The 13,199-nt window shown below is 58.3% G+C and carries 13 protein-coding genes and 1 pseudogene; 6 read left to right on the forward strand and 8 right to left on the reverse strand.

The annotated features are described in order from the left end of the window. Positions 1 to 279, reverse strand: a 279-nt coding sequence (locus CU102_RS31215) for a VOC family protein (protein ID WP_425351617.1), incomplete at its 3' end; no start/stop codon positions are given. On the opposite strand from CU102_RS31215, the gene CU102_RS27695 reads away from it, so the two are divergent. Continuing rightward, positions 278 to 727: a GFA family protein gene (locus tag CU102_RS27695; protein ID WP_106714266.1), complete on the forward strand. Its 450-nt coding sequence runs from the start codon at positions 278 to 280 to the stop codon at positions 725 to 727. The two genes, CU102_RS31215 and CU102_RS27695, sit on opposite strands and share 2 nt — an antisense overlap. Before the next feature lie 520 nt (positions 728 to 1,247). Here CU102_RS27695 and CU102_RS30930 read toward each other — a convergent pair. Further along, a complete protein-coding gene (locus tag CU102_RS30930) occupies positions 1,248 to 1,373 on the reverse strand; it encodes a hypothetical protein (protein WP_280951933.1) in 126 nt (41 codons plus the stop codon). Between the two features lie 395 nt (positions 1,374 to 1,768). On the opposite strand from CU102_RS30930, the gene CU102_RS27710 reads away from it, so the two are divergent. Together CU102_RS27710 and CU102_RS30040 are read left to right on the forward strand one after the other, a co-directional pair. Beyond that, complete coding sequence (locus tag CU102_RS27710; RefSeq protein WP_133624793.1) at positions 1,769 to 2,215, forward strand: hypothetical protein; 447 nt, start codon at positions 1,769 to 1,771, stop codon at positions 2,213 to 2,215. Between the two features lie 659 nt (positions 2,216 to 2,874). Continuing rightward, complete coding sequence (locus CU102_RS30040) at positions 2,875 to 3,045, forward strand: hypothetical protein (protein ID WP_166648617.1); 171 nt, start codon at positions 2,875 to 2,877, stop codon at positions 3,043 to 3,045. A gap of 16 nt (positions 3,046 to 3,061) precedes the next feature. On the opposite strand, the gene CU102_RS27715 is transcribed toward CU102_RS30040, so the two are convergent. From CU102_RS27715 to CU102_RS27730, 5 genes and pseudogenes are all read right to left on the reverse strand, one after another. Continuing rightward, positions 3,062 to 4,036 carry an adenylate/guanylate cyclase domain-containing protein gene (locus CU102_RS27715; protein WP_106714270.1) on the reverse strand — a complete coding sequence of 325 codons (975 nt, stop codon included), beginning with the start codon at positions 4,034 to 4,036 and terminating at the stop codon, positions 3,062 to 3,064. A 67-nt stretch (positions 4,037 to 4,103) separates the two neighbouring features. Beyond that, entirely contained in the window at positions 4,104 to 4,481 is a 378-nt protein-coding gene (locus tag CU102_RS27720; protein WP_106714271.1) for a response regulator, read from the reverse strand. Continuing rightward, the gene (locus tag CU102_RS30705; protein WP_245425619.1) at positions 4,474 to 5,994 is read right to left on the reverse strand and encodes an ATP-binding response regulator; all 1,521 of its coding nucleotides are present in this window, start codon (positions 5,992 to 5,994) and stop codon (positions 4,474 to 4,476) included. Before CU102_RS30705 ends, CU102_RS27720 begins: the two co-directional genes overlap by 8 nt. A 3-nt stretch (positions 5,995 to 5,997) precedes the next feature. After that, positions 5,998 to 7,692 (reverse strand): annotated as a pseudogene (locus CU102_RS30710) (PAS-domain containing protein); the annotation flags it as partial. An 86-nt stretch (positions 7,693 to 7,778) separates the two neighbouring features. Next, positions 7,779 to 8,876, reverse strand: coding sequence for a branched-chain amino acid ABC transporter substrate-binding protein (locus CU102_RS27730; protein ID WP_106714273.1), 1,098 nt, complete (start codon positions 8,874 to 8,876; stop codon positions 7,779 to 7,781). 388 nt (positions 8,877 to 9,264) lie between these two features. On the opposite strand from CU102_RS27730, the gene CU102_RS27735 reads away from it, so the two are divergent. Further along, a complete protein-coding gene (locus CU102_RS27735; RefSeq protein WP_245425615.1) occupies positions 9,265 to 9,621 on the forward strand; it encodes a hypothetical protein in 357 nt (118 codons plus the stop codon). Positions 9,622 to 10,070: 449 nt separating this feature from the next. Here the strand turns inward: CU102_RS27735 and CU102_RS27740 are convergent, their stop codons facing one another. Beyond that, entirely contained in the window at positions 10,071 to 10,424 is a 354-nt protein-coding gene (locus CU102_RS27740; protein ID WP_106714274.1) for a DUF1344 domain-containing protein, read from the reverse strand. Positions 10,425 to 10,968: 544 nt separating this feature from the next. On the opposite strand from CU102_RS27740, the gene CU102_RS27745 reads away from it, so the two are divergent. Further along, positions 10,969 to 12,498, forward strand: coding sequence for a trimethylamine methyltransferase family protein (locus CU102_RS27745; protein WP_245425617.1), 1,530 nt, complete (start codon positions 10,969 to 10,971; stop codon positions 12,496 to 12,498). Between the two features lie 436 nt (positions 12,499 to 12,934). Next, entirely contained in the window at positions 12,935 to 13,066 is a 132-nt protein-coding gene (locus CU102_RS30715) for a hypothetical protein (protein WP_245425620.1), read from the forward strand. Positions 13,067 to 13,199: the final 133 nt, after the last annotated feature.

Here is a 13,199-nt window from a genome sequence, read left to right on the forward strand (position 1 = left end):
CTGGGGATTCCAAGCGATCTCCCAGAGGTGGTCGTCGGGGTCGCGAAAGTAGCCGGAGTATCCGCCCCAGAAGCGGTCGTGCGGCGGGTCGGTAACGACAGCACCGGCCTGCTCCGCCTGCCGAATATCGGTCTCGGGATTGGAATCTTGGGCATTGTTGAGGTTGGCGTCGGTGTAGTAATTATTGACGATCGTTTCGCCGCTGGCGGTGGGCTGCGCGCTTCCAAGCTCATCGGTGGACTTGGCGTAATAGCGCGGTTGAGGCTCGAGGGTTGATATGAAAGTGAATGCATCGAACCACGTAGGTACTTGTAGATGCGGTCAGCTTCGAGCCGAATGCGAGGGCGAGCCGGTGCGAGTTTCGGTCTGCCACTGCCTCGACTGCCAGAAGCGGAGCGGGAGTGCATTCGCGGCGCAGGCGCGTTGGCCCGATCAAAAAGTTCGAGTGACCGGCGAGGCAAAGACCTGGACGCGCGTGGCCGACAGCGGACATCGGGCAACTTATCACTTCTGTCCGAATTGCGGTTCGACAGTCGTTTTTGTGATCGAAGGCTGGCCAGGTGTCACGGCGGTGCCGCTCGGCGCTTTTGCCGATCCGCAGTTCCCGGCGCCGAAATTCTCCGTCTACGAACATCGGAAGCACAGTTGGACAGCCGTGCTAGGCGACGACGTAGAACACTCTTCGCCAGGCGCACACCTGGAGCAAGCTGGGGTGAATGACGCATGAACGCGAACAAGGCTGGAGGACCCGAACGCGGTGAGGCGGAACGGAGCCGGGCTGGGCGATCGTCGGATTCACGTGCTGCTTGTGGCCGCTTTCGCCGCGTGCGAGCTGTCTGGCTCATTCCGTTTTGAAAACGGGAGCATATGCGCCAAGCGTTCCCCGTCAATCGGAAGCTTGCAGCATTTTGTTTCGCTGTTCTCTGCCGTTCGCAATCTCTTCGTTCCCTCCCGTATAAATCGCTCCGCTTCCCGTATCCGAAATCACCGCCTGCCACACGCGAGACCAGGTGCCTAGAGCGGTCGATTAGAGGCTGCCTATGCCAGGCGACGTACCTGATGCGATGCGCCAACCCAGCCAACCGTTCGGAGAGCGTGAGGCATGTACGGCGAGTTAAGCACGGGATTTTGTCATGACCGACAATGCGGCAGACCCCTGGCCGCGTTTCAGCGGTTCGAGATTCTTCCATGAGAGGAACTCTGGGGCGACGCAGGTGACCAGAGTTGATTCCGGCCAACTCGCGCTTTCAATCAAAATGGCTGTTGGCCTCATTAGGAATAAATGCGGCAAGCCGGCTTTTCGTCGACGGGATCAACCACATCGAGATCGTCAGCGCCAACAACAGTGCGGCATAGACACTTACCTGTTTCACCGTCACCCACCTCCGCTGTAGCAACGAGCTCACAAGCATTGATCAACCTCTCCTCGCGCGCAAACGGAAACAGGCACATTTAATCCAACTGACTAGCGTGCTGTTTCAAGGGCTAGATCGAACTGTCAAGCGACCGATGTCCATGTTGGTGATCTGACCGGCAATCAAAAGCTCGAAGCAGTGTGCCGCAGAGGCCACGTCTACGACCTTATGAAGTCGATGATCTGCGTATCGCCGGAACGCAACTTCTCGAGATCGACGAACTGGCGCGAGAGAGGGTGTGCCGGGCGCGAAAGGAGTCACGGTCGCGTACGCCTTACTATGGTACGGCCGGATGGTATCGGGGGCTTTATGGGGAGATCACGGAACTCTCGAAGAGGAAAGCAGGGGGCGATATGACGATTGATGAGTTGCTCACCGAATTGCAGGTCAGATATCCGGACGGTGCCACGTGGCGTGAGCGTGTTATCCTCACCAATTTCGATATTCTGAATTGGACAGCCTCCGCGTGCATGCCCAGGCAAGACCTCTACGATCAATTGGCAATCGGACTTGCCCGTGGCTTCCACGCCTCGGAGCTGTCGTTTGAATTTTGCGACACCGTGGTCAATGAAATTCATTCAGTAATGATATTTATGAACGAGCAACGCCCGCAGTTCTTCTGGCAAATCTATCTCGCCTTTGATTCCGGGGAATATTATCACGATGGCAACAGAGATGAGGACCCGGGTGAGGCATACACACGGCCCCAGATCGAGCGAGTTCTGGATGCTGTGTCCGCGCTTCGATGTTCTGCTCGATCGGGTGATCCGGGGTTAACGTTAGCGCATGCCAAAGCGTGACAGCGCAGGGTAAGCTTGTTCGCAAAAAGGGACGGAAGACCCCTTTAGGGCCGCGGGAATTCGCAGCGACGCCTTCCGCCCAAGGAGTTTTCCCGGGCATTGGAGTCTACCGAAGGGCAAGTAATGGCAATTGCGCCTTAAGGGTTGCACACCGGGAGGTTCAGAGTACGCCTTTAAGCCCGTGGGAAAGAGCGGGAGGAGCCCGAACGGCGTAGGGAGTCTTTTACCGTTCTGCGATGCTCCTCCCCAAACTGACTGCGCCTTGGCGGCAAATGTGCAGTCAGGGCATCAGAATACACCCCAACGCGAACACCCACTAACCGCTGTTTTCATCTATCCACTGGAGAAAGAGACGGAGCAAGACACCAGCAGGCCATTGCCGTGCATCCTGTCCCCGGAGGACTTGGCTTACCCGCTGGGTTAAGGTCTCGGGGTTTCCTCGCGGATAACGCTAAATTGGTGCATCGTGGGAAAAGCGGCAGGAGCGCGAAACAAAACGCCGTGGGGGATAGGATAGCCTCAGCCACTCCTGCCAAAGACCGACTGCCGGGCTTGGGGGCTTGAGCAGCCTTCATGCAGAATACACAAAAGAGATTAGTGCGTCTCTAATGAATTCGGATGAAGTCCGGGCTTCCGCCCTTCAGTGTAGGCTCCGGAATTTGTCGTTTTTTCGGCCCTTGCCGGGCGCGAGCGAGGTAGAACTCAAACTTCACCTCGTTCCGCCCCCGCTCGACAACGACATTCTCGATGCCGAGGCAAACACGGATCCGGTTGCGCGCTTTGACGCAGCGCGCTTGCCTTGCTGGCCGCGCGCCAAGGCACTTGGCTAACATAGTACCGATCGCTTCAACGAAGCCCCTGGCATTCGATGAGTTCGATCTGACCCTTCCCCTTGATTTCCACGAAGCCCAGGGAGTGCCCGCGACCCCGCTCGCGAATGCGATGCCAGGTGGCCCCGCTGGTCGCTACAGTCCCGGGGCTAGCATAGGCTGCGATCCGGGAGGCCACATTCACGGTGTCGCCCCATAGGTCGAACACGTATTGTCTCTGCCCGATGATCCCCGCCACCACCGGCCCGAATTGGACGCCTACTCGAACCTCCCATTTCGGCTCGATGTGGCGTGATGCCGTCACCATGTCGAGTCCGCATTGCAAGCTGGCAAAAACCGGATCTGGCACGCGATCAAACAGGCCGGCCGTAGCCATAAAGGCGTCGCCAATGGTCTTGATCTTCTCCATCTCATGCTGACGCACGATTCGTTCGTATTCGCCGACTAGCGCCTGAAGTTCCTCCACGACTTTTTCCGGCGGATTCTCGTCGCAGTAAGTCGTGAAACCAACGATATCGCAAAACAGCACCGCGACTTCGTTGTAGCGGCGGGGGCGGACCTCATTGTTCGCTTTGAGCTCGCGCACCGCGCCGGGGGGCAGCATTGCGTACAGAAGCTCGTCCGCTCGGCGTTTTTCGTTTTCGATCTGCTGTGTGTACACCGCCTCTTGGTCGTGCAGCCTCTTCTTTTCCAGGCAGGCGGCCACACGGGCGCGCAACAGAACCGTGTTGAACGGTTTGGCCAGATAGTCCTCAGCGCCGAGGGCGATACAGCGCGCCACACTGTCGATCTCATCGACCGCCGATATCATGACAACCGGAATGTTGCGAAGCGTCGTGTCTGCCTTGAGGTGCGCGAGCACTTGGTAGCCGTCCATTTCCGGCATCGTAATGTCGAGCAACACGAGATCGAATGGCCTCGTCGCAAGCAATTCGAGCGCTTCCCGTCCATTGCTGGCACACGCTACACGCCCGTAGCCTTCTCGCTTCAACCGCTGGTCAGCGTAAAGCGATTGTCCTCGTTATCGTCAATGACGAGCAGGACAGGTCCAAGCTCGCTCATGGCATCGACTCCTTTGGGAGTAGGGCCGCAATCTTTCCGAGCAGGCGGTTGAACTCGACGGGTTTGGTATCGAAATCATCACACCCAGCTGCTAATGCTGCTTCGCGATCGCCCGCCATCGCGTGCGACGAGAGCGCGATCACGGGAATATCGCGCGTCTCAGCCGATGCCTTGAGACGTCTTGTTGCCTCCCAGCCGTCAATGACAGGAAGGCTTAAGTCCATCAGGATTAACGCCGGGGCTTCCGTTCGCGCACGCGTCACCCCCTGATCACCATCGGTGGCGACGATTACCTCGTAGCCTTTACGTGATAGCCGCGCGGACAGCATGTAGATGTTGTCCTCATTGTCCTCGATATAGAGGATCCTAATCACCACGGTGATCCTTGTCGGGCGACCTTCGTTTGAGAATGTATCGTGCTACCATCGTGCGCAACTCGTCAAGCAGCTCGTTGTGGTTAAAACCGGTTTTGGCGAGCACGCGCTCGACGCCACCGTTCAGGCGCCGGTGGTCTTCCTCGGTGAGGGTTGCCGCAGTCACAACCACGACCGGCACTGTCTTGAAGGCGGGCTGCTTGCGCAGTTCAACAAGGAACTCGAAGCCGTCCATTTCCGGCATGATGAGGTCCAGAATGATGAGGTCTGGAAGCGCGTGGATAAGACGTTCGAGTGCGAGCCGGCCGTTCTCGGCCTCGTCCACGCCGCAGCCCTCGGTACGCAATATGCGACACCATTGCTGACGCGTGTTCTCATCATCCTCGACGACCAGCACACGAAGCGCTTGGCCAGACGTGCCGGATGAGAACTTCGTGATCAATTTCCGGAGCGCGTCGCGTTCTATGGGCTTAATCATGTAATCAGCGGCCCCGAGCATGTAACCTCGGTTCCTTTCGTCGACGACAGTTAGCATTACGACGGGGATATTCGCGAGCTCGCGATCCGCCTTCAGCTCCTGCAAGACGCTCCAACCGTCGCAGCCTGGCATCAGCACGTCGAGGGTGATGAATGCAGGCCTCACCTGCCGGGCCAGTTTGAGCGCTTCCGTACCGTCCTTGGCCGTCACTACATCGCAACCCTCGCGGACGAGAAACCGACGCATCTGATCCCGCACTGTCTCATCGTCATCAACAACGAGAACCACGTTCGACACGAGGCGAACACCATCATCCGCCGCGATCCCGAAGACGGTGGCGTCCGGCCCTGCCGGAACAGTGGGTGCGTCGATTGCCGACGGCAGCCACACTGTGAACGTGGTACCGGCGCCAGGAGTGCTGTCCACAGTAACGTGGCCACCCATCATGCGGCAAAGACGTTGGTTGATGGCAAGCCCCAGCCCGGTGCCGCCGTACTTTCGGCTGGTGGAACTGTCGGCCTGGCTGAACTCCTGGAACAGGTTCGTCATCTGGCGCGGCGTAATGCCGATGCCAGTATCGGCGACGGTAAATATCACACCATCGCGCCCATTATGTTTCACACAGGTCGCCCCAATCGTCACTTGGCCATTCTCGGTGAATTTGCAGGCATTACTTAACAAGTTGAGCAGGATCTGGCGCACCCGAAGCTGATCCGCGCGCATGCTGCCGACGTCATGGGGGCAGGACATAATGATTCGGTTGCGGTTTTTCTGTGCAAGTGGCTGCGCGGTAGTGGCTGCATCTTGAACCATACCTGCGATATCAAACTCCTCGATATGGAGTTCCAGGCGGCCGGCCTCGATCTTTGAGAGATCGAGGACCTCATTAATGAGCTTGAGCAGGTGCTTCCCGGCACCCACGACCCGCCCAAGCGGTTCGACCAGTTCGCGTTGGCCGGCTTCATTGGCGTCTTCCTGTAGCATTTCAGAAATGCCCAGGATGGCATTCAGGGGTGTGCGCAGTTCATGGCTCATGCTGGCGAGGAACTTGCTTTTGGCCTGGGTTGCGGCCATGGCTGCGTCGCGCGCGATTTCGAGCTCCTTTTCGTGGCGTTTGAGCGCGGTGATGTCGGTGTAGACGGCGACTGTGCCGCCGCCGCCAATGCGCCGCTCATTCACCTGAATCCAGCGGTCCTGGCTGCGATGTTGAACGAGCGTCAGATGCGGATTACGATGTGCTGCGAGCCGCTCGGCAATCCATTCCTCCTCCCGGCCTTTCGAATCTTCGACGAGGCCCTGATCCACAGCATTGCGAAGAATCGTTTCAAATTGTGCACCCGGTACCACTGCATTGGCTATGCCGGGATAAAGGATTTCCCGATATCGGCCGTTGCATAGGACGAGCTGGTCGCCAGCATCGTAAAGAGCGAAACCCTCGGAGATGCTTTCGATCGCATCGACAAGTCGCTGACGGGCTTCGGCCACCTCGCGCAGGTTCTTCTCCTCGACCTCCACCGCAGTGTCGCGGAACTGCCGAAGCGCCTCGGCCATACGACCGATTTCGTCGCGGCCTGCGCCAGGCAGCGGCGCCCGAAGATTGCCGCCCGCGATCGCGAGCATGCTTTGGCTCAACCCGGCCAGGCGGGCAAGAAGGTTGCGGTCGACATATAGCCAAACGATCAGAACCGAACTCAGGAGGCTTAGAAGGGCGGAGCCAAGGACAACTCCCGTACCGTAGCGCTGGACAGTCGCAGCTTCGCGGCCGGCCTCGGTGATATCACGGCCGGCCGCAGCCACGAGGCGGTCCACGGCCACGGTGAGTTTGCGCGACAGCTGATCATTTTCGGCCAACAGCTTCCCGCCCTCTGCGAGTACTGCGAGCTCATCCTCGCGCGCTTCTAGGATACTCTTCGGTCCGTCGATCAGACCCGCGAACTCTTCAACGCGCTGGAGGAACCGCGTCTGCAGCTTCTCATCGATCTCGGGAATCGCCGCCGCAAGGGAGTCGACCGAACGACGCAGTGTAAAGGACATCAGCGCCAAATCGCCGGGTGTCGGAGCAACCGCCGTCTTGAGCAGCGCGTCGTTGATCGCTAAAATCTCCTGCTGTGCCTTCTGTTGCGGGATGTAGGAGGCGATTGCCTGCGCAAGGTCCGTCGTGGCCGCCGCGCGCGCGTCAGGCGGTGAGGCAGCATCCGCCGCGGCTGCGCGCCATTGAGGGACCTTGGAGTTCATCACGAGGATACCGGGCGCCACAAGACGCTGGCTCGCATTCGTCGCAACCGACAAGCGGCGCAGAAGCTCCTCTTTGCGCGCAACCACGGCGAGGCGAGTGGCGACAAGAACGTCGAGAGCGTTGAGGTTGCGCCGCAGACCAATCACCGCAGCTTCGATCTCAGCCACCGCCGCCACGCTAACCGCGGTGCCTTTCAGCGCGGCAAGTAACCCTTCGAGGTGCGCCATTTCCCCCCCGATCGCAGCCGAGACCACGTTGTGCTGAGCCCGGCTGGTCGTAGCTAGTACGGCGGGCGCAGTAGCGGCGACCCGCTCAGCTTGGCGGGAGAGCTCGAGCGATGCAAGCGCGGATGGAACCCGGCGCTCCGTGATCCGCTCGACGACCTCGCCCACTTGGAGGAAGGCATACACAGCCGCGGCGGTTGCGAGCACCGCGAAGGCGCTGATCCCGAAGCAAGCGAAAAGTAGGCGACCACGTATGCCGAGACGTTCAAACATCGCGGCAACCTTTCGATCTGGCTGATGTGGTCAACATGGCCTGCACAGGTTTTTGTCTCAAACGCGATCCAGTGATCAGCGTTGCGTTATTTCAACGGCACGTATTCGCCATCCTTCCAAACATACCATACCCAGTTTTGAACAGTGAGATCGCCCTTGTCATCGAAGTCGATACTGCCTGACACAGTGTCAAATCGATTGGCGCGCAATGAAACAATCACCTCGCGCAGCTCGAGCGAGCCGGTTATTTTGACCGCCTGAGCCCAGGCTTGGACGGCGCTGTAGCTCAGCAGCGTGTAGCCTGCGGGTTCGAAGTTTTCTGCACGGAACCGTTCCACGACGGGGGCGGCTTCGGGGTTTCGCCGTGGGTCTGCAGGGAATGTGAAGAGAGTCCCCTCGGCAGCGGAACCGGCGATCAGGGCAAATTCCTCGGTCGCCAAGGCATCGCCTGATATGAGTTGAACCCTATAACCACGGTCGCGTGCAGCGCGAACAATCAGCGCAGCCTCGGTATGATACCCACCGACATACAATACGGCGATATTAGCTGCCTGTAACATATCGACCTCGGTGGCATAGTCGTCCTTCGCAGGAGTGTACCCTTCGTAGATCGCTTCGGTTACGTTGCGCTTGTCCAACTGCTTTCTGGTCTCATCGGCAAGCCCCCTGCCATAAGTGGTGCCGTCGTGAAGGATCGCAATCTTCTTGTCACCCCAATGATCAGCCAGGTAGTTGCCGGCAATGACGCCTTGCGCGTCGTCGCGACCAATGACCCGGAACACGTTGGAACGGCCTTGTTCGGTCAACAGTGGATTGGTCGATCCTGGTGAAATTTGCAGAATTCCTGCCCCGTCGTACACTTCCGATGCCGGGATCGAGGCTCCAGAGCAATAGTGCCCGACCACGAGTACTACACCGTCAGCCACCAGTTTTTTGGCAGCTGCCACCGCTTGCTCGGGATCACAGAAGTCGTCGACGGTGATAAGCCGCACTTGTTGGCCGAGTACGCCGCCCGCCGCATTGATGTCGGCCACAGCCATCTCCGCGCCGCGCTGCCCCTGTTCGCCGATCCAGGCGAGCTTTCCGGTCATCGCGCCTGAAACCCCGATCAGGACCTCCGCCCGCGCGGAGCAAATACTCACGGCGGCAAGCGCGACAATAGCGATGGCAATGATACGATGCATTGACAAGCCCTCCGCCTTGATACCGGAGTTGGTCCCACGAGTACAAAGCCCACAAAACAACTCAGCGTAGCCGAAGTCACAATATGGCAATAACGACCCGCCGCGATCGGCACGCCACCGATACGCAATCGCGCTGCCCATCAAAAATATATAGGGCTCTGAGGGCTCTGTCGCAAATTTTTTAGCGTAGAGAATGATTTCGCGCATGTGGCCAAAATGAGGTAGAGCATCAGCTTCGGGGGGCGTAGTTTAAAGAAATGTATAAGATTTCGGCGGTCACCTCACGAATTCCACGATTGAGTTTAAGGTGGCTGACGGCACTCGACTAATGGGCTGGACCCGACCAACCACGCGGCCCCGATGCTCGCCACCGATGGCGATGCAGGCCATGCAAAAGCCCCCGACCCTGGAGAAGGTCAATTCCGTCGGTCCCGACGCGATCACCTATCTGCTTGACCTGCGCCGCCGCATTGGGCCCATCGGTGCCTACGTCGACGAACTTTACAAGGCCCGAAAAAGTGCGGAGATCGCCAGCCTCGGAGAGGAAATAGCCGCCAAGGGAAACTTCACGCCCACTGATTTCATGGATGCCGACCGCCTGCGCGCGCTTTCCGTCGAGCGCATCGCAAACCTGCCCGCCGGCACCAATGCCTTCGTTATACTGCCGATCGGGTTGTTAAGCGGCCCCTATAGTTTTCTTGCAGAACTCCGGTCCCACGGTGCCGAGGTGACGGCAATCAACTAAAATCTATCCGCGCCTTCAGAAGCAACGGCTGCTGCGTTGGGCGCGCGCGGGGTTGCACGTCGGTCGTGAGGCTTACATATTTGGTCATATTTTCTGTCCTACTAAATCGGGGCATTTGCGCCAAAATCTGCTGTGATGCAATACGCAAAAGAGCTTGCGTCTCGCTAGACGGCCCGAGCTAGAAATGGCGGCAATCCAGTCATGAAAACGCTGACCCGGTTCGGCAGGATTGTCAGAAGGAAGAAGGTCCCGAATCTGGGGAGTTTTCCTTTGACCCAATGGATCAGCTCGGAGCTGCCGACATCGGCAGCAAATCTGTCACCGTCAGAATACGCCCCGTACACGGCAATTTATGACAATTTCACCTCGGCTTTTTCGACGAGTCGCGGCGAATGTTTATCCGCCAGACGCAATGACGGCGTCTGGCGGATAAACAGTTCAATGGCCAATCAGTGTATAACAACCAAGCGCGTTGCACGGAATTCGTCGGATTCATTATTGCCGAAAGAGGTGCCATAGGGATCCTGAGCTTTCCAGGTGATCTTTACTTTGCTGCCGATGGCGACGCCCCGGACGTTGGCGTTCGTCGGCAACTGATATTTTGTGCCCGTGGTCAACTGGACCACCTTCGACTGCGGATCGAAGCTTTCAACCGTTCCTGTCGCGCTCACCATCTGGGCGGCAGGCGCATTCATCGTGTGGACCGCTTTCATTGCGGAAGTGTAGGTTCTCTGTCCTTGGGCTGCGGTGGCAACGCCAGTCGTCAGTGCGAGTGCTGAGATCACAAGAAGCATTTTTTTCATCGCTCTTCTCCTAGTCCTATTCAGGACGGGAGCCGACAACAGACTTGGTCCGAGCTTCGACAAAGACTGTGTCGTCCCGTCCCCAACACCGGCACATCGCGTGTCAGTGGAGCAAGACTACGCCTCCAAGGTTCGGCGAAACAATGAATTGCCTGTAATGTTGTTCAACTTCTCTTGAGAAGAATCCAAATTAACGGCGAACGGCCCAGCCCCGAGAAGTGAGAGATTGATCGGGAGGGAGAGCGAAGCTTCTCCTATTGGCCCAAATAGGGCGAGCGGGGATCGAACGCCGCGATATGACTTTTCAATTCCGGTTCTTCGACGCGGCGTCTTGGCTCATCCTATATCTTTGCGTGCTCGAGAAAATCGCCGTGGGCCATGTCCACCCATGGCGATCAGCGTTCCCGACGGAGGTGATCTTCCACAAAGTACCGCGAGGTTAGCGCCACGCATCCTCCGCCCAGAACGGCTTGAATGACAAATTTTCCAGCGTTACAAAGCCTTCAAGTCGTTCTAGCCTATACACAGAATTATGGAGGCTACGATGACCGAAGAGAAGGCCGGCAGACGCGGGCGAAGCGCGCGACGCGATGGCGCGGCAAAACCTCACGGTGTGCCCTATATCGTTCGAAATATCCCGACATACGACATTCTGTCTGAAGAAAACCTCCAGAAGATCGAGCGCACGGCAGACCGCATCCTAGCCGAGGTCGGGATAGAGTTTCGCGACGATCCCTCTGTGGTCGATCACTGGAAGCGGGCTGGAGCCAAGGTGGACGGTGTCCTTGTCCGCTTCGAGCCGGGAATGCTTCGCGAAATCGTCTCCTCCGCGCCGAGCGAATTCACCCAGTACGCCCGCAATCCTGCAAACAGCGTCCAGATCGGAGGCGACAATGTCGTCTTTTCGCCCGCCTACGGCTCGCCCTTCGTCATGGACCTCGATAAAGGTCGTCGCTACGGCACGATCGAGGACTTCCGCAACTTCATCAAGCTCGCCCAGACTAGCCCTTGGCTCCACCATTCTGGTGGTACGATCTGCGAACCTGTTGACGTTCCAGTCAACAAACGTCACCTCGACATGGTTTACAGCCATATCAAGTATTCAGATCGCGCGTTCATGGGATCGGTGACGGCGGAGGAGCGCGCGGAGGACTCGATCGAAATGGCACGCATCCTTTTCGGTGCCGAGTTCGTCGACCAGAACTGCGTCATCCTGGGCAACGTCAACGTGAACTCTCCGCTCGTCTGGGACGGCACCATGACGACGTCTCTACGCGCCTACGCCCGCGCCAACCAAGCTGCAGTCATCGTGCCCTTCATTCTTGGTGGTGCAATGGGGCCTGTCACCAATGCGGGAGCCATCGCACAGTCCTATGCCGAGACGCTCGCCGGTTGCGCCTTGACGCAGCTCGAAAGGAAGGGCGCCCCAGTCATCTTCGGAAACTTCCTGTCTTCCATGTCGCTACGATCCGGATCGCCGACATTCGGAACCCCCGAACCTGCCATCGGCTCCATGGTCGTCGGCCAGCTCGCACGACGGCTGAGACTTCCTTTGCGCTGTGCCGGCAATTTCTCAAATTCCAAGCTGCCCGATGGTCAGGCCATGCAAGAAGGATTGATGTCCATGCTGTCGGCCATCCACTGCGGAGCGAACTTTATCCTCCATTCGGCAGGTTTCCTCGATGGCCTGCTCTCCATGTCCTACGAGAAGTTCGTGATGGACACCGACCTTTGCGGCGCCCTTCATTCCTATTTCGCGGGCGTCGCAGTCGATGATAACACGCTGGCATTCGACGCATTCGAGGAGGTCGGCCCCGGCAATCACTTCCTCGGCTCGGCGCACACGATGCGAAACTATCAGACCGCCTTTTGGGATTCGACACTGTCGGACAACGAACCCTTCGAGAAGTGGAGCGAGGAAGGCGGGTCAACGGACATTGCGACTCGCGCAAATCGCCAATGGAAGAAGACGCTGAAAGAGTTTGAAGCGCCACCGCTCGACGTCGCCGTTGACGAAGCGCTTTGCGACTTCGTGGCAAGACGCAAGGCCTCCATGGCTGACGGCTGGTACTGAACAGGAGATGCCCCGGCCGATAATCGTGCTTCTAAAATCGCATAATGCCTTGTGTGGAACAGCACCGCACTCAGCGGTTTATTGTTCGAGCCAGTTTTCAACCCTTAGCCCCGTCACTCTGCCAAACTCACGAGCATTTGCCGTGCGTTCCGCTGTCCGGCGACAGTTGGGAAGTGGACGATGTCCTCGTTGGGCGCAGCGGCGAGTTCTCAATCATGCGCGAGCTGTGGGAGGATAGCGCCAGCGCAACATGGGCGGGCCAGGCACTGGACGACTTAGTCGCCTTTTCTAAACGGCGGACTGTCAGAAGCAGCGACCGGCGGGTATCAGCGGCGATTACCTGCGAACATGCTCAGATGAGCTCACGTCCGTAACGCAGCTCGCACGGCGCGTAGGTTTCTCGGCGTCCCAGTTTCAGCGCGTGTTCACTCGGGAGGTGGGCGTGCCTTTCCGTCGCTACCGCGCTTGGAACCGAATGCGCGCGGCCATAAGTGAGATCGTGAACGGCAGCAATTTTACAACAGCCGCCCATGCGGCGGGGTTGCAGACCGACATCGAGGCGGCGTAACGCCGTTAGAGCGGATCATTGCTTGTCGGAATCGCACCGGGATTCCCAAATCAGTTGATATGTGATTCATCATGGATGCTGGGATTGGAGGCCAGCATCCATGACGCGACCCTATTCCAATGATCTTCGTGAG

The organism is Phyllobacterium brassicacearum (genome assembly GCF_003010955.1).
Taxonomy (GTDB): Bacteria; Pseudomonadota; Alphaproteobacteria; order Rhizobiales; family Rhizobiaceae; genus Phyllobacterium; species Phyllobacterium brassicacearum.

Bases quoted from the DNA above. Each gene is read 5' to 3' on its own strand.
- CU102_RS27745 (WP_245425617.1), top strand. From the start codon at position 10,969: ATGACCGAAGAGAAGGCCGGCAGACGCGGGCGAAGCGCGCGACGCGAT.
- CU102_RS27730 (WP_106714273.1), bottom strand. From the start codon at position 8,876: ATGCATCGTATCATTGCCATCGCTATTGTCGCGCTTGCCGCCGTGAGT.
- CU102_RS27695 (WP_106714266.1), top strand. From the start codon at position 278: ATGAAAGTGAATGCATCGAACCACGTAGGTACTTGTAGATGCGGTCAG.
- CU102_RS27740 (WP_106714274.1), bottom strand. From the start codon at position 10,424: ATGAAAAAAATGCTTCTTGTGATCTCAGCACTCGCACTGACGACTGGC.
- CU102_RS27710 (WP_133624793.1), top strand. From the start codon at position 1,769: ATGACGATTGATGAGTTGCTCACCGAATTGCAGGTCAGATATCCGGAC.
- CU102_RS30705 (WP_245425619.1), bottom strand. From the start codon at position 5,994: ATGAGCCATGAACTGCGCACACCCCTGAATGCCATCCTGGGCATTTCT.
- CU102_RS27735 (WP_245425615.1), top strand. From the start codon at position 9,265: ATGCAAAAGCCCCCGACCCTGGAGAAGGTCAATTCCGTCGGTCCCGAC.